This window comes from Paraburkholderia sp. EG304 (assembly GCF_046543485.1).
In the GTDB taxonomy this organism is placed as follows: Bacteria; Pseudomonadota; Gammaproteobacteria; order Burkholderiales; family Burkholderiaceae; genus Paraburkholderia; species Paraburkholderia youngii.
In genome coordinates this window covers 299,001-315,254 of sequence record NZ_JBKGUA010000004.1, presented here as the reverse complement: position 1 = coordinate 315,254, position 16,254 = coordinate 299,001, and the positions used below count along the sequence as shown (strand labels likewise).

Annotated in this window: 16 protein-coding genes; 10 read left to right on the top strand and 6 right to left on the bottom strand. The window is 63.5% G+C overall.

Annotation, left to right across the window (positions count from 1 at the left end):
- Nucleotides 1–46 precede the first annotated feature (46 nt).
- Together ACLFKU_RS07500 and ACLFKU_RS07495 are read right to left on the bottom strand one after the other, a co-directional pair.
- Entirely contained in the window at nt 47–604 is a 558-nt protein-coding gene (locus ACLFKU_RS07500) for a CNP1-like family protein (protein WP_368586804.1), read from the bottom strand.
- Between the two features lie 77 nt (nt 605–681).
- Nucleotides 682–1,431: an RNA pyrophosphohydrolase gene (locus tag ACLFKU_RS07495; RefSeq protein WP_176121900.1), complete on the bottom strand. Its 750-nt coding sequence runs from the start codon at nt 1,429–1,431 to the stop codon at nt 682–684.
- 300 nt (nt 1,432–1,731) lie between these two features.
- Between ACLFKU_RS07495 and ACLFKU_RS07490 the strand changes: the two genes are divergently transcribed.
- Nucleotides 1,732–3,468, top strand: a complete 1,737-nt coding sequence (locus ACLFKU_RS07490) for a proline--tRNA ligase (RefSeq protein WP_410848643.1) — start codon at nt 1,732–1,734, stop codon at nt 3,466–3,468.
- 12 nt (nt 3,469–3,480) lie between these two features.
- The gene (locus ACLFKU_RS07485; RefSeq protein WP_013090584.1) at nt 3,481–4,080 is read left to right on the top strand and encodes a MarC family protein; all 600 of its coding nucleotides are present in this window, start codon (nt 3,481–3,483) and stop codon (nt 4,078–4,080) included.
- A gap of 94 nt (nt 4,081–4,174) precedes the next feature.
- Here ACLFKU_RS07485 and ACLFKU_RS07480 read toward each other — a convergent pair whose 3' ends face one another.
- Nucleotides 4,175–4,726 (bottom strand): hypoxanthine-guanine phosphoribosyltransferase, encoded by a 552-nt coding sequence (locus ACLFKU_RS07480; RefSeq protein ID WP_018437636.1) that lies wholly within the window; start codon nt 4,724–4,726, stop codon nt 4,175–4,177.
- Between the two features lie 158 nt (nt 4,727–4,884).
- Entirely contained in the window at nt 4,885–6,252 is a 1,368-nt protein-coding gene (gene ffh, locus ACLFKU_RS07475; RefSeq protein WP_176105005.1) for a signal recognition particle protein, read from the bottom strand.
- An 81-nt stretch (nt 6,253–6,333) separates the two neighbouring features.
- Between ffh and ACLFKU_RS07470 the strand changes: the two genes are divergently transcribed.
- The 8 genes from ACLFKU_RS07470 to ACLFKU_RS07435 all read left to right on the top strand — a co-directional run bounded on the left by ACLFKU_RS07470 (nt 6,334) and on the right by ACLFKU_RS07435 (nt 14,572).
- Complete coding sequence (locus tag ACLFKU_RS07470; RefSeq protein ID WP_410848642.1) at nt 6,334–7,257, top strand: inner membrane protein YpjD; 924 nt, start codon at nt 6,334–6,336, stop codon at nt 7,255–7,257.
- An 8-nt stretch (nt 7,258–7,265) separates the two neighbouring features.
- Nucleotides 7,266–7,577: a PP0621 family protein gene (locus tag ACLFKU_RS07465; protein ID WP_410848641.1), complete on the top strand. Its 312-nt coding sequence runs from the start codon at nt 7,266–7,268 to the stop codon at nt 7,575–7,577.
- On the top strand, nt 7,574–8,170 hold the full coding sequence (gene ampD, locus ACLFKU_RS07460) for a 1,6-anhydro-N-acetylmuramyl-L-alanine amidase AmpD (protein WP_410848640.1): 597 nt from the start codon (nt 7,574–7,576) through the stop codon (nt 8,168–8,170). The genes ACLFKU_RS07465 and ampD overlap by 4 nt, the downstream gene beginning before the upstream one ends.
- Nucleotides 8,171–8,525: 355 nt before the next feature.
- A complete protein-coding gene (locus ACLFKU_RS07455; protein ID WP_368587629.1) occupies nt 8,526–8,660 on the top strand; it encodes a hypothetical protein in 135 nt (44 codons plus the stop codon).
- A 43-nt stretch (nt 8,661–8,703) separates the two neighbouring features.
- Nucleotides 8,704–11,703 carry a ribonucleoside-diphosphate reductase subunit alpha gene (locus tag ACLFKU_RS07450; protein ID WP_410848639.1) on the top strand — a complete coding sequence of 1,000 codons (3,000 nt, stop codon included), beginning with the start codon at nt 8,704–8,706 and terminating at the stop codon, nt 11,701–11,703.
- Between the two features lie 584 nt (nt 11,704–12,287).
- A complete protein-coding gene (locus ACLFKU_RS07445) occupies nt 12,288–13,511 on the top strand; it encodes a ribonucleotide-diphosphate reductase subunit beta (RefSeq protein WP_176105010.1) in 1,224 nt (407 codons plus the stop codon).
- A gap of 87 nt (nt 13,512–13,598) precedes the next feature.
- A complete protein-coding gene (locus tag ACLFKU_RS07440; protein WP_176380933.1) occupies nt 13,599–13,916 on the top strand; it encodes a hypothetical protein in 318 nt (105 codons plus the stop codon).
- A gap of 29 nt (nt 13,917–13,945) precedes the next feature.
- A complete protein-coding gene (locus ACLFKU_RS07435; protein WP_410848638.1) occupies nt 13,946–14,572 on the top strand; it encodes a histone H1-like DNA-binding protein in 627 nt (208 codons plus the stop codon).
- A 234-nt stretch (nt 14,573–14,806) separates the two neighbouring features.
- Here ACLFKU_RS07435 and ACLFKU_RS07430 read toward each other — a convergent pair whose 3' ends face one another.
- Together ACLFKU_RS07430 and ACLFKU_RS07425 are read right to left on the bottom strand one after the other, a co-directional pair.
- Nucleotides 14,807–15,283, bottom strand: coding sequence for a glycine zipper 2TM domain-containing protein (locus ACLFKU_RS07430; RefSeq protein ID WP_013090574.1), 477 nt, complete (start codon nt 15,281–15,283; stop codon nt 14,807–14,809).
- Between the two features lie 25 nt (nt 15,284–15,308).
- Entirely contained in the window at nt 15,309–16,247 is a 939-nt protein-coding gene (locus tag ACLFKU_RS07425) for a carbohydrate kinase family protein (RefSeq protein ID WP_018437645.1), read from the bottom strand.
- Nucleotides 16,248–16,254: the final 7 nt, after the last annotated feature.

The window sequence follows — 16,254 nt, the reverse complement described above, 5'->3', positions numbered from 1 at the left end:
ATGTGTACGCAACGGCGTGTGAATCAGGTGTGCCGTACAAACGGCCTCAATGAATTTGCGACGTCTGAGTGCGCTTGTAACGAATGTTTTCGACGATGCGCTGCGCGCTGCCGGTCGGAATCTTGTTCGCGCACATATAGTCCTGATACAGCGCGGCCTGATACGCGTTCAGCGCACCATTTTCGATGCGCGAAAACTGGTTCGCGACCGTCGTGTCCCAGCCGTCGTGATCGGCGTTGAGGCCCGCGTACTGACGCCATTCATACGTGTCGCAGCGGATGCCCTCGTAATTGACGTTGCGTGCGCCGCCCGGGCTCGTGACGACCACCGTGTAACGCACGACACCGTCGTCGCCGACGCTGACCGATTTCGGGTCGATCGCGAATTGCAGCGGCGTATTGCCGGAGACCTCGAACGGCAGCAGGTTCGTGTCGGTGGGCAGCGGCGGCAACGTGTCGACCTTGTTTTCAACCCAGTTGCTCTTACGATCCAGCAGATAGACGAACTCGCTGTCGTCTTTATTGGTCGGTTTGCCGGCGCTCGAACAGCCTGCCAGCAGGGCGCCGGTGGCGACGCATGCCACGGCGAGTGCAAATGCTTTCAATCTGATTCCCTCGAAAGACGGACGCGGCCCGAAGGCCGCGCCAGAGAGAGGCGGCGTGAGCCGCCGCCTTGGAATGGTTAATCGCGCACCCCTCGTCGGACTGACGGGGCGCCGACCTCGTCGGCTTCGGCCGTTTCCTGCTCATGCTCCGGTGCAATGTTTGCATCCGGTGAGCCGGGGCCGCAATCCGGCACGACCAGCACGCGCGTCGATGTTTCGACACTGACCGAACTTACGGTAGTGACGGTGGTGACCACCGTGCTTACCGCGGAATCCGGCGGGCTTTGCATCGACGACGCTATCCGCGGATAACGCGACCCATGATGCCCGCCAGGTTTTTCCGCACGCGGCGCAGGCCGGCGCATGAAACGGGACAGCTCCGTCAGCGCCAACTGATACACATCCCGCTTGAACTCGATCACACAGTCGAGCGGTACCCAATACTCGTTCCAACGCCACGCATCGAACTCGGGGTGGTCGGTGGCGCGCAAACAGATGTCGCAGTCGCGTCCTACCATCCGGAGCAAAAACCAGATTTGTTTCTGGCCGCGGTAATGACCGCGTACTTCGCGCTTGATGAACTTGTCAGGCACCTCATAACGCAACCAGTCGCGCGTGCGACCGATCACCTTGACGTGCTCAGGAAGCAGTCCGGTCTCTTCGTGTAACTCCCGATACATCGCTTGCACGGGGGTTTCGCCATATTTGATGCCCCCTTGCGGAAACTGCCAGGAATGTTCACGGAGCCGTTTGCCCCAAAACACCTCGTTGTGCGCGTTCAAGAGGATGATGCCGACGTTCGGGCGAAAGCCTTCACGATCCAGCATACAACCACCTTCGAATCCTTTAAAATTGCTTTGATTATAAACAGATAACGGACCCTACGCACCGAATCGCATGAGATTGCCGCGATTCGCCGCAACAGCCCGTGTTTGCGGTAGCCTGTCGGTTTTCCGTGCCGGATCCCTTGCGAGAGGCTTTGCGCGGCGGTTTCGGCGCTGCACGGGGACAGGGTGCCGCCAGTCGGGCGAACCCCGCTGGCTTCGCCGCTGATCTGTGTCGATTTTCCCCATGTTTTCACCTTTTCTGGCGGTCCCACCGGAAGCCGCCGCTTTTGGACACCTTGAATGAAAGCTTCCCGTTTCTTTATCGGCACCCTCAAAGAAGCGCCCGCCGACGCCGAAATCATCAGCCACAAGCTCATGGTGCGCGCGGGCATGATCCGCCGCGTCGCGGGCGGTATCTACAACTACTTGCCGGTCGGCCTGCGTTCGATCCGCAAGGTGGAAGCGATCGTGCGCGAGGAAATGAACCGGGCAGGCGCCATCGAGCTGTTGATGCCGTCCGTGCAGCCGGCCGAACTGTGGCAGGAATCGGGCCGCTGGGAGAAGTACGGTCCCGAGCTGTTGCGCTTCAAGGACCGCAAGCAGGCTGATTTCGTGTTGGGTCCGACGCACGAGGAAGTCGTGACCGACATCGCGCGCAACCAGATCAAGAGCTATCGCCAGCTGCCGGTCAACTTCTATCAGATCCAGACGAAGTTCCGCGATGAGATTCGTCCGCGTTTCGGCGTGATGCGCGGCCGCGAGTTCATCATGAAAGACGCGTACTCGTTCGACAAGGACGCGGAAGGTCTGCGCGAGTCGTATCGCAAGATGTACGAGGCGTACGTGCGCATCTTCACGCGCCTCGGCCTCGAGTTCCGCGCGGTGGCGGCGGACAACGGCTCGATCGGCGGCAGCGGCTCGCATGAGTTCCACGTGATCGCCGACACCGGCGAAGACGCGATCGCCTATTGCCCGAGTTCCGATTTCGCCGCGAACGTCGAGGCCGCCGACGCATTGCCGCTGATCGCGCAACGCGCCGCGCCCGCCGAGGACATGAAAAAGACCGCGACGCCCGGCAAGGCGAAGTGCGAGGCGGTCGCCGAACTGCTGAACATTCCGCTCGAGCGCACGATCAAGTCGGTCATTCTCGCCACCGAAAACGAAGGCGCCGAGCCGACCATCTGGCTGCTGATGCTGCGCGGCGACCACGACCTGAACGAGATCAAGGTCGGCAAGCTGCCCGGTCTCGCCGACTTCCGCATGGCGACCGAAGCCGAGATCATCGAAACGTTCGGGACGCCGCCGGGCTATCTCGGTCCGATCAACACGAAGAAGCCGGTCAAGGTGATCGCGGACCGCACGGTCGCGAACATGAGCGACTTCGTGGTCGGCTCGAACGAGGTCGACTATCACACCACCGGCGTGAACTGGGGCCGCGACCTGCCGGAGCCGGTCGTCGCCGACATCCGCAACGTGAAGAAGGGCGATCCGTCGCCGGACGGCAAGGGTGTGCTCGACATCTGCCGCGGCATCGAAGTGGGCCACGTGTTCCAGCTCGGCACGAAGTACTCCGAAGCGATGAACGCGACCTGTCTCGACGAAACCGGCAAGCCGCGGCCGATGGAAATGGGCTGCTACGGCATCGGCGTCACGCGTATCCTCGGCGCCGCGATCGAACAGAATTTCGACGACAAGGGCATCATCTGGCCGGAGTCGATCGCGCCGTTCGAAGTCGTGCTGTGTCCGATGGGCTACGACCGCAGCGACGCGGTACGTGAGCAGGCCGACAAGCTGTACGCGGAACTCGTCGCGGCCGGCATCGACGTGATCCTCGACGATCGCGGCGAGCGTCCGGGCGTGATGTTCGCCGACTGGGAGCTGATCGGCGTGCCGCACCGGCTGGTCATTGGCGACCGCGGACTGAAGGACGGCAAAATCGAGTATCAGGGCCGTCGCGACGCAGAAGCGACGCTGCTGCCGGTCGCTGACGCCGCGCAGACGGTGATCGACAAAGTGCGCGCGGCGCTCGCGAACTAAGCGGGGCGGGCAGTGGAGTACACCTTCCTGTCCGCGACGGTGCTGCTGATCCTGATCACCGATCCGCTCGGCAACATCCCGATCTTCATTAGCTGTCTGCGCGGGGTGTCGCCGGAGCGCCGCACGGTCGTGATCCTGCGCGAGGTCGCGATCGCGTTTGCGATCCTGCTGGTGTTCATGGTGCTCGGGCAGAGCTTCCTGCGCATGATGAGCCTGAGTGACCAGTCGCTGCGGATCGGCGGCGGCATTGTCCTGTTTCTGATCGCGCTGCGCATGGTGTTTCCGCATCCGGACGGGCCATTCGGCGGCGACGCGCGCGGCGGCGAGCCGCTGATCGTGCCGCTCGCGATTCCGGCGCTGGCAGGTCCGTCGGCGTTGGCGACCGTCATGCTGCTGACCTCGCAGGCGCCGGGCCAGACGTTCGAGTGGGTCGGCGCGCTGACCGTCACGATGATCATCTGCGCGATCGTGCTGATGCTCGCAGAGCGCATTCAGGCGTGGCTCGGTGAACGGGTGATGGCGGCGTTCGAGCGGCTGATGGGGCTGGTGCTCGTCGCGATTTCAGTCGAGATGATGCTCGGCGGGATCCGTTCTTTCGTGCACAAGCTGTGAAGCGGGAGCCGATGCTCGAGTCGCCACCGTCGCAGCCATAAAAAAAGCAGCCTGGCGGGCTGCTTTTTTTTTCGCCGGTACGCGGACGCGCCGCTCACGCCCCCTCGGTCAACGCCCGAATGGTCGGCAGGTTGCGCCAGTAACCCTTCGCGTCCATCCCGCAGCCGAACACGTACCGGTCCGGCACTTCGAAGCCGCAGTAATCGGGGCGCAGCGGCTTCGCCTTCGGAATGATCTTCTCGCACAGCACCGCGGACAGGAAGCGCTTCGCACCCATCGCGAGGATGCGGTCGCGGATCGCGGCCATCGTCTCGCCTTCGTCAAGGATGTCGTCGAGCACGAGCACCACGCGATCCTTGACCGACTCGGCCGGCGCGACGCGCCATTGCATCTCGTTGCTGCCCTTGGTCGTGTTGCGGTAGCGCGTCAGGTGGATGTAGTCGAACTCGAGCGGGAAATCGAGGTGCGGCAGCAGCATGCCGGTGAACACCGCGGCGCCGCCCATCACCGACAGCACGAGCGGGAAGTCCTCGCTCATCTCGTCGCGGATGGCGGCCGCCATGCGGGCGATCGACGCGGTGACGTCCGAGGCCGAAACGATCTCTTCGGAATGTTGAAAAATCTGTAGGGCTTCTTCGCGGTTCATGACGTCTGACGGCCGATAACTGTATACATAGTGTGAGTGGCAACATCCCGAGGGACGTTCACGCGAGGGACGACGCGATGCGCTACAGAATAAACCCGCACGATGCCGAAGTCAGCCACGCTGCGCATCGGCGCGAGCGCGCGCCGGTCCCATCAAGCTTAGCGCATGCCGGGCATCATGCCTTTCATGCCGCGCATCATCTTCTGCAGGTTGCCGCCCTTGAGCTTCTTCATCATCGTGCGCATCTGTTCGTACTGGTTCAGCATGCGGTTGACTTCCTGTACCTGCACGCCCGCGCCGGCCGCGATGCGGCGCTTGCGGGTCGCCTTGATCAGCTCGGGTTTGGCGCGCTCGGCTGGCGTCATCGAGTTGATGATGCCTTCCATGCGGCGCATCTGCTTCTCGGCCTGGCTCATGTCGGCGCCGGCGGCGGCCTGCTGGAACTGCGCGGGCAGCTTGTCCATCAGCGACGACAAGCCGCCCATGCCCTTCATTTGCGAGAGCTGCGCGCGGAAATCGTTGAGATCGAAGTCGCCGCCTTTCTTGACCTTGTCGGCGAGCTTCTGCGCGGCTTGCACGTCGACGCCGCGCTGCGCTTCCTCGACGAGCGCAAGAATGTCGCCCATGCCGAGAATCCGGCTCGCCATGCGGTCCGGGTGGAACACTTCGAGGCCGTCGAGCTTTTCGGCGACGCCCACGAACTTGACCGGCTTGCCCGTCACGTGACGCACCGACAGCGCCGCGCCGCCGCGCGAATCACCGTCGAGCTTGGTCAGCACGACGCCGGTGAGCGGCAGCGCGTCGCTGAACGCCTTCGCGGTGTTGACCGCGTCCTGACCGAGCATCGCGTCGACGACGAACAGCGTTTCCGCCGGCTTCAGCTCGGCGTGCAGCGCGGCGATTTCCTGCATCATCGCTTCGTCGATACCAAGACGGCCGGCCGTGTCGACGAGCAGCACGTCGTGATAGTGGCGCTTGGCCCAGTCGACCGCGGCGCGCGCGATGTCGACCGGCTTCTGGTTCGGCTCCGACGGGAAGAAGTCCGCACCGACCTGCTCGGTCACCGTTTTCAGCTGCGCGATAGCGGCGGGACGATAGACGTCGCACGAAACCGTCAGCACCTTCTTCTTGTACTTCTCGCGCAGCAGCTTCGCGAGCTTGCCGACCGTGGTCGTTTTACCGGCGCCCTGCAGACCCGCCATCAGGATGATCGCGGGCGGCGTAACGGCGAGATTGAGCTCGGAGGCCTTGCCTTCGTAATCACCACCGATCACCGCGGTCAGCTCGCGCTGCACCACGCCGACGAGCGCCTGACCCGGCGACAGGCTGGCGATCACCTCCTCGCCGAGCGCCTTCTCCTTGACCTTCGCGATGAACTCACGCACGACGGGCAGCGCCACGTCGGCCTCGAGCAGTGCGAGACGCACCTCGCGCAGCATTTCCTGGGTGTTCGCCTCGGTGAGCCGGGCTTCGCCGCGCAGCGTCTTGACGACGCGCGCCATCCGTTGAGTCAGATTGTCGAGCATGGGGAGCGATGAACGGTGGGGCCCGCGCAGCGCGCGAAGCGGAAGGCGTCGCGGGGAAGGGCCCTAGTGTAAACTTCGAATATGGATATTGTACTGTATGCCCTCACCGCGCTTCTCTACGGCGGTCTTGCCGTGGCCGGCTGGCGCTCGCACCGGCACGCGGCCTTGCATCCGCTGCTCGAGAGCGTGCCGCCGCTGCCCGATCAAGCCGCCCACGCGGGCGCTCTGGTGGCCTCCGGCATGAGCGCGCCCGGGCGCGCGCTGTTATTCGTCGCGCTGCTCGCTCACGGCGTACTGCTGCATACCACGATCTTCCCGCAGAACGCGATGGTGTTCGGCTTCGCGTTCGCGCTGTCGGCAATGTTCTGGCTCGGCGCCGGCATCTACTGGATCGAAAGCTTCTTCTTCCCGCTCGACGGACTGCGCCTGCTGGTGTTGCCGCTCGCGTGCGTCGCATCGCTGCTGCCGCTTGCGTTCGGCGGCGTGCGCGTGCTGCCGTATGCGGCCGCGCCGATGTTCAAGCTGCACTTCCTGATCGCGAACATCGCGTACGGTCTGTTCGCGATCGCGGCGCTGCACGCGGTGCTGATGCTGGCGATCGAGCGGCGTTTGCATTCGATGCGCGGCGCTCTTGCGCAGCGACATGCGGCGTCGGGCAACGGCTGGTGGTCGAGCTGGCTCGACACGCTGCCGCCGCTGCTCACGCTCGAGAAGCTCCTGTTTCGTCTGATCGGCGCCGGCTTCGTGCTGCTCACGCTGACGCTGCTGTCGGGCATCCTGTTCAGCGAGCAGCTGCTCGACCGCGCGTTGCGGCTCGATCACAAAACTGTGTTCGCGATTCTTTCGTGGGTGATGTTCGGCGCGCTGCTGACCGCGCGCAAGGTGTCCGGCTGGCGCGGCCGTGCGGCATTGCGCTGGGTGCTGGCCTCGTTCGTCGCGCTGTTGCTCGCGTACGTCGGCAGCCGTTTCGTTTTAGAGGTGCTGTTGCACCGGCCTGTAGTGTGAGCGTCCCCATGCGACAAATCTTTTTGCTGATTCTGCTGTTCATCGTCGGTCAGTGGCTCGTGAAGGCGCTGCGCCGCCACGACGCGCAATCCGCGCAACGCACCGGCGCGCGCGGCGCCAACGGCGACGGCGCCGCGAATGGCGGCGCGCGTTCTTCGAATGGACAACAGCCGCAGCTCGCCGAACCGATGATTCGCTGCGTCGAGTGCGGCGTGCATGCACCGAAGAGCGACTCGGTCAACGTCGCGGGGCAGGCGTTCTGCTGCGCCGCGCACGCGCAGCGTCACAGCGCGCGTCCGAGCGGCCGCGACGCCCGATGAGCAACGTCTTCACCGTCGATGCCGACGGTTGGGTTCCCGCCGCACGCAAGCTCCCCTCGCCGAACTTCGAAGCGCGGCCGCAAGGCGCGGTTCCGACGCTGATCGTCGTTCACAACATCAGTCTGCCGCCGAACGAGTTCGGCGGCACCGCGATTGCCGAGCTGTTCCAGAACACGCTCGACTGCGACGCCCACCCGTACTACGACACGCATCTGCGCGGCGTGCGTGTGTCCGCGCATTTCGTGATTCATCGCGACGGCGCGCTCGAGCAGTTCGTGTCGTGCAATGAACGCGCGTGGCACGCGGGGCCGTCGAATTTTTTCGGCCGCGAGCGCTGCAATGATTTCTCGATCGGCATCGAGCTCGAAGGCAGCGACACCACCGCCTTCGAAGCGGCGCAATATCGCACGCTCGCCGCGCTGGTGAGCGCACTGAAGGCGCGCTATCCGATCGACGCGCTTGCCGGACACTCCGACATCGCACCCGGTCGCAAGACCGATCCCGGTCCACATTTCGAGTGGCCGCGGCTGCAACACGACACGTCGCTGGACGGTCGGTATTTCCCCTATCTCAAGTTTTCCGAAACGCGGTAATCCCCCTTCGCACGATCTTGCGTGATCCGCAGAGAACGAGGCGCAGCCTGCTTCTCCGGGGAGCTAATGCGCGTCGCGCAACGCAAAAGTCAAGACTTCGAACGCAAATAAAACGGTTTGACCTGTCTCGAATCTCCACTATACTTGGTGCCGACAACTGAGTTTCGCACTATATCTTGTGTTGTGCTGTGAATAACCATGTGCATAACCGAGTGAATAAGAGTGGATAAGTAAGCGGCGCCCCGCTCCCCGAGCACGGCGCCGCAAGCATTCCAGACAGCGAAAAAAATTCCTGGGGCGCAGCCGGTGGGGGATCTCCGGCCGCATCCAGAAGCATTCAGGAAAGGACCAGCCAGTGATCGCGACCGACCCGATGAAGACCGTCATCAAATCGAACCAGGCTTCCTCGCAGTTGCATCCCGCCAACCGGCAGAGCCGGCTTTCCTGCACCTCATCGCTCGCGCACGCGGCGGCGCGGCGTTCGTTTTAATCCGCGGCACTCGCCGCCATTTCCAAGACCAGGAGCTTTGCACATGCAAACCACCGACAACGTGACCACCCGGTACGAGGGCTCACCGACTGGCCAGGCTTTCGGCCAGACTCAAGGCGCACAGTCGCTCGCGCCGCAAGCGAGCTACGCCGACTACAAGGTGATCCGCCGCAACGGCACCGTGGTGTCGTTCGAGCCGTCGAAAATCGCGATCGCCGTGACGAAGGCGTTCCTCGCCGTCAACGGTGGTCAGGGCGCGGCGTCGGCGCGGGTGCGCGAACTGGTCGAGCAACTCACGCAGAACGTGGTGCGCGCGCTGGTGCGCAGCCGTCCGAACGGCGGCACGTTCCATATCGAAGACATTCAGGATCAGGTCGAACTCGCGCTGATGCGCGGCGGCGAGCACAACGTCGCGCGTGCTTACGTGCTGTATCGCGAGAAGCGCAACCAGGCGCGCGCGCATGACGACCATGCAGATGCCGCGAGCACCCCGGGCCTGAACGTGACCGACAACGGCATCACGCGTCCGCTCGACATGGCCGCGCTGCGCGGCATCATCGAGTCCGCCTGCGCGAACCTCGGCGACGCGGTGAGCGCCGAGCCGATCGTCGCGGAAACGGTGAAGAACCTGTACGACGGCGTACCGATGAGCCAGGTCTACGACTCGGCCATCCTCGCTGCCCGCACGATGATCGAGAAGGACCCGGCCTATAGCCAGGTCACCGCGCGCATCCTGCTGCACACGATCCGCCGCGAGATCCTCGAAGAAGAAGTCACGCAAGCCGAGATGGGCGAGCGCTACGCCGAGTACTTCCCGCAGTTCATCAAGCGCGGCGTGCAAGCCGAGCTGCTCGACGACAAGCTGCTGCAGTTCGACCTGAAGCGTCTGGGCGCCGCGCTCGACGCGAACCGTGACCTGCAGTTCGGCTACCTCGGTCTGCAGACGCTGTACGACCGCTACTTCCTGCATCACGACAACGTGCGTATCGAAATGCCGCAGGCATTCTTTATGCGTGTCGCAATGGGTTTGTCGCTGAACGAGATCGACCGCGAAGCGCGCGCGATCGAGTTCTACAACGTGCTGTCGAGCTTCGACTTCATGAGCTCGACGCCGACGCTGTTCAACTCGGGTACGCGCCGCTCGCAGCTGTCGTCGTGCTACCTGACCACGGTCGACGACGACCTCGACGGCATCTACGAAGCGCTGAAGGAAAACGCGCTGCTGTCGAAGTTCGCCGGCGGTCTCGGCAACGACTGGACGCGTGTGCGCGCGCTCGGCTCGCACATCAAGGGTACCAACGGCAAGTCGCAGGGCGTGGTGCCGTTCCTGAAGGTCGTCAACGACACGGCGGTCGCGGTGAACCAGGGCGGCAAGCGCAAGGGCGCGGTGTGCGCGTACCTCGAATCGTGGCACCTCGACATCGAGGAATTCCTGGAGCTGCGCAAGAACACCGGCGACGACCGTCGTCGCACGCACGATATGAACACCGCGAACTGGATTCCCGACCTGTTCATGAAGCGCGTGATGGAAGGCGGCGACTGGACCCTGTTCTCGCCGTCCACCTGCCCGGATCTGCACGACAAGTTCGGCGCCGAATTCGAAGCGGCTTACACGGCTTACGAAGACAAGGTCGCGCGCGGCGAGATCAAGCTGTTCAAGAAGCTTCCGGCGGCGCAGCTGTGGCGCAAGATGCTGGGCATGCTGTTCGAAACCGGCCATCCGTGGATCACGTTCAAGGACCCGTGCAACGTGCGCTCGCCGCAGCAGCACGTCGGCGTCGTCCACTCGTCGAACCTGTGCACGGAAATCACGCTGAACACCAGCGACGCCGAAATCGCCGTCTGTAACCTCGGCTCGGTGAACCTCGTCGCGCACCTGAAGGAACAGGCCGACGGCACGGTGGCGCTCGACCACGACAAGCTCAAGCGCACGATCAGCGTCGCGATGCGCATGCTCGACAACGTGATCGACATCAACTACTACGCGGTCGCCAAGGCGCGCAACTCGAACCTGAAGCACCGTCCGGTCGGCCTCGGCATCATGGGCTTCCAGGACTGCCTGCACGTGCTGCGCACGCCGTACGCGTCGCCCGAAGCGGTCGAGTTCGCCGATCGCTCGATGGAAGCGGTCTGCTACTACGCGTACTACGCATCGACCGAGCTCGCCGAAGAGCGCGGCCGCTACTCGAGCTACCGCGGCTCGCTGTGGGATCGCGGCATCCTCCCGCAAGACTCGGTGGCGCTGCTCGCCGAAGCGCGCGGCGGTTATGTCGAGGTCGATTCGAGCGAGTCGATGGACTGGCCGGCGCTGCGCTCGCGCATCGCGACCTACGGCATGCGCAACTCGAACTGTGTCGCGATCGCGCCGACCGCGACGATCTCGAACATCATCGGCGTGTCGGCGTGCATCGAGCCGACCTATCAGAACCTGTACGTGAAGTCGAACCTGTCGGGCGAGTTTACGGTGGTCAACGACTACCTGGTGCGCGACCTGAAGGCGCGCGGCCTTTGGGACGAAGTGATGGTCGCCGACCTGAAGTACTTCGACGGCACGCTGTCGCGCATCGACCGCATCCCGGCCGACCTGCGCGCGATCTATGCGACCGCGTTCGAAGTCGATCCGGTGTGGCTCGTCGAGTCGGCCTCGCGTCGTCAGAAGTGGATCGACCAGGCGCAGTCGCTGAACATCTACATGGCGGGCGCATCGGGCAAGAAGCTCGACGAGATCTACAAGCTCGCATGGCTGCGCGGTCTGAAGACCACCTACTATCTGCGCACGATGGCGGCGACGCACGTCGAGAAGTCGACGGTCGCGCACGGCGCGCTGAACGCGGTGAGCTCGGGGCATGACGGCTCGGGCGGCGCAGGCGGCTTCGGTGTGGGCGGCTCGACGGGTGGTGTGGCGGGTGGCGTGAGCGGCGGCTTCCAGGCAGCGGCAGCGACTGCCGCGGTCGCAGTCGAAGCGGCACCCGAAGCGGATGGTCCGGTCTGCATGATGCGTCCGGGCGATCCTGGCTTTGACGAGTGCGAGGCTTGCCAGTAACGAGAGGCAAGCAGCGGGAGCGATGCTTGCTAACTGCACACGAGGGTCGTAGGTGATGACCCGCAGGCGGCGAGCGACGCGCCCGGTCGATGAAGTAGAAGCAGGGCGATGAGCGGTGAGCAGAATCGAAGTCTCACCGCTCGTCGATGCAGCGAAGCAACACAGCAGTTGGCAACACCAGACGATCGCTCGACATGGCATCGCACCTCTACCGCCAACGCTGACGCAACATGCTCAACGCGGCTCACCGCCGACTCTCGCGATGAGCGATTCGCGCGGCATCGACGGTCCATCGACCAGTCGGCGGATGCCGCGAACGCACTGCGCAATACACATAGATAGAGCAACGAAACGTCGTGTCGAAACGTTGCTCTTCGAGCTCGCGAAGGACCTCGGCAACACATGTTCAACACGCGATCATCACGCGTCACTCGATGCGTGACTGCATGAGTCACACGCAGCATGTCGAACAAAGTGTTGTATGAACGTAGCAACGCGAATCGAAAACAGGAATTTTCGCGAGTGAGCTCTTTTATCGCTCGTGAAAAGATGGTACAAACCGTTCTAAATTGATGGTGACATTTATGCTCAACTGGGATGACGAGATCACTGCCGTAACTCCCTCGAGCGCGACGCAACCGAACGTGTTGCGCAACGCTGCGGGGTCGGTTGTGGGTTCGCAAATCGGAACGCGTTCCGCTCCTCATGCTCCCTCCGCTCAAGAAGTCTTCGCGAACGACATCGCTGTTGCTCCCGTCGCTCATGCTGCCAACGCGGCGGCCGCTTCCGAAGCGCGCGTCAATGTCGCCGACAAGCGCATCATCAACGGCCAGACTGACGTCAACCAGCTGGTGCCGTTCAAGTACAAGTGGGCCTGGGAAAAGTATCTGGCGGGTTGCGCCAACCACTGGATGCCGCAGGAAGTGAACATGTCGCGCGACATCGCCCTGTGGAAAGACCCGAACGGGCTGACCGAAGACGAGCGTCGCATCGTCAAGCGCAACCTGGGCTTCTTCGTAACGGCCGACTCGCTCGCCGCCAACAACATCGTGCTGGGCACCTACCGCCACATCACGGCGCCCGAATGCCGCCAGTTCCTGCTGCGTCAGGCGTTCGAAGAGGCGATCCACACGCACGCTTACCAGTACATCGTCGAGTCGCTCGGTCTCGACGAGGGCGAAATCTTCAACGCGTATCACGAGGTCCCGTCGATCCGCGCGAAAGACGAATTCCTGATTCCGTACATCCACGTGCTGACCGACCCGGCCTTCAAGACCGGTACGCTCGAAGCAGACCAGACGCTGCTGCGCTCGCTGATCGTGTTCGCCTGTGTGATGGAAGGCCTGTTCTTCTACGTCGGCTTTACGCAAATCCTGGCGCTCGGACGCCAGAACAAGATGACCGGCGCGGCGGAGCAGTACCAGTACATCCTGCGCGACGAGTCGATGCACTGCAACTTCGGCATCGACCTGATCAACCAGATCAAACTCGAAAACCCGCACCTGTGGACGGCTGAGTTCCGCGCCGAAATTCGCGCGATCTTCCAGCAGGCGGTTGAGCTCGAATACCGCTACGCCGAAGACACGATGCCGCGCGGTGTGCTCGGCCTGAACGCGTCGATGTTCAAGAGCTATCTGCGCTTCATCTGCAACCGCCGTTGCCAGCAGATCGGTCTCGATCCGCTGTACCCGAACGAGGAAAACCCGTTCCCGTGGATGAGCGAGATGATCGACCTGAAGAAGGAACGCAATTTCTTCGAGACGCGAGTGATCGAATATCAGACTGGCGGTGCGCTGTCCTGGGAGTAAGCCGGGATTCGCGTCGCGGATGGTTTCATTGATGGGGATGCCGCCGCCTGTGGCCGCGGCGCCCCGGGTTAGGAGCAGAACGGCCTGATGCAAAGCGTGCCCGGTGCCTTGACGGCCCACAAACATGACAGGCACTTTGCGGACCCTTCAGTGGGATGGGCAAACTTCCCCCCGGAAAAAGCCGCTGGCGTCGTTGCCGGCGGCCCGATCAAGCAATTGCCGGCGTCGCCTCGCGACGCCGACCAGATTTGGCGCGCGGTGCCTTGGGGCACGGCGCGCCTTACCGCATTCATTAGCGTAAGCGCGTTGCACCTGCGTACGCCGATGAATAGCCCGCTTCGTAGCGCGCGCCCTGAGAAGCGTCCGCGGGAAGCGGGTTTTGACGAAGGGTGTAGTTTGAACTGACCTCATCTGAAAACCTGAAGGAGAAAATGATGGCAACTGCAAAGAAAGCCGCGGCCAAGAAGACCGCAGCAAAGAAGACCGCAGCAAAGAAGGCTGCTCCGGCTAAGAAGGCTGCTCCGGCCAAGAAGGTCGCCGCGAAGAAGGTCGCAGTGAAGAAGGTCGCAGCGAAGAAGGTTGCAGCGAAGAAGGTCGCGGCGAAGAAGGCAGCACCGGCGAAGAAAGCCGCAGTGAAGAAGGTCGCGGCGAAGAAGGTTGCAGCCAAGAAGGTCGCGGCGAAGAAGGCAGCACCGGCGAAGAAAGCCGCGGTGAAGAAGGTCGCAGCGAAGAAGGTCGCAGCGAAGAAGGCGGCACCGGCGAAGAAGACCGCAGCGAAGAAAGCAGCACCGGCGAAGAAGACCGCGGCGAAGAAGACCGCTGCCAAGAAGGCCGCGCCTGCGAAAAAGGCTGCAGCCAAGAAAGCTGCACCTGCCAAGAAGGCTGCCGCGAAGAAGGCCGCTGCACCTGCGAAGAAGGCTGCCCCTGCGAAGAAGGCTGTCGCCAAGAAGGCCGCGCCTGCTCCCGCTGCGCCTGCTGTCTCGAGCGCACCGGCGGCGACGGTGAAGACCGCGCTGAACCCGGCTGCGGCATGGCCGTTCCCGACGGGCAGCCGTCCGTAAGCAGTAGCTGTAGCAGTACGTCGACACATCGAACGATGTGTCGGATGACCGGGTCGTGCTCGAGCTGTTGCGAGCGCCACCCGGTCAATGTCCCGTTACCGGTGTGCCGGTGGCGGGTTTTTTTTTGCCTGTCGCCCGGAAAGAAAAACACGCATGGACCCGGGAGGGCGCATGCGTGTGATGTCGTCGTCGCGGCGCTGAACTACGCGCGGCCGTGCGGGAGGGGACCTGCGCTTAGTGCGTGACGCGCGTGACGCCGCCACTCGACAGCAGCCTCACGCGATCGCCGGCGCGGAAGATTTCGCCGGTGGCAGTTTGGGTGATGGCGCGCATGTCGCCGTTGTCGAGCCGCACGGTGATTTCGATGCCGTCGCGCATCGCCACACGGTTTTCGATCGCATTGCCGGCGACCGCACCGCCGATGCCGCCGACGATACCCGTCGCGACCTGGCCACGTCCGCCGCCGAACGCAGTGCCAGCGAGCGCGCCGAGCGCCGCGCCGCCGAGTGCGCCTATGCCGATCGGCTGACCTTCGTTCGTGCTGATTCGGACCGCGCGCACGCTTTCCACCGTGGCCATGCGCACCGTCTGTTCACGCTGCGCCTGCGAAGCGGTGAAAACGTCGGGAGAGCTGCTGTTGACCGCACACCCCGACATGGCCAGCGAACCGGCGATCAAGGTGGCGACGATCAGGCGACTCGAGGTTCTCATTCCCAAACTCCCATAGCACGCGATATCAGTGCAGGTCGTATCCGAAGGCCTGCTTGAACCGCTCGTTGATTTCCGCCCGGCTGGGCGCATAGTTTTGCGGGCCCTGATGCTCGATCTTCAGTGCGCCCATCAGGCTGGCGAGACGGCCGGTGGTTGCCCAACCAAGGCCCTTCTCGATACCGTAGAGCAAGCCGCCGCGAAATGCGTCGCCGCAACCGGTGGGATCGAGTACTCGCCTGGCCGTGACCGCCGGGATCTCTTCGATGCCGCCGCCGTGATGGATCTGAGCACCCTTCTCGCCGAGCGTGATGATCAGCGCATCGACCTTGCTGGCGATCTGCTCGATCGACCAGCCGGTCTTGTTGCTCACCAGCGCGGCTTCGTAATCGTTGACCGCTACATAGGTAGCAAGTTCAATGACGCGCCGCAGCGTCTCGCCGTCGAACAACGGCAAGCCCTGGCCCGGATCGAAGATGAAAGGCACGCCTGCGGCGGCCAGCTGTTCCGAGTGTTGAACCATGCCGTCGTAGCCGTCCGGTGCAACGATGCCGAGCGTCAGGCCTTTCACTTCGTCGGCGCGGTTCTGATGCGACTGCATCATCGCGCCCGGATGGAACGCGGTGATCTGGTTGTTCTCGAGGTCGGTCGTGATCATCGCCTGCGCCGAGTAGGTGTCGGGCACGACGAGCACGTTTTCCGTCGACAGGCCGAGCTCCGCGAGCCGGTCCAGATAAAGCTGCGCGTCGACGGCGCCGATCGCGCCCATGATGCGCGCGTCGCCGCCGAGCAGATTCAGCGCATACGCGATGTTGCCCGCGCAGCCGCCGAACTCGCGACGCATGGTCGGCACGAGAAAGCTTACGTTCAGGATGTGGACCTGCTCCGGCAGGATGTGCTCCCGAAAGCGGCCTTCGAAGGTCATGATGTTGTCGTACGCGAGCGAGCCGCAGATGAGCGTAGCCAAGGCGAGC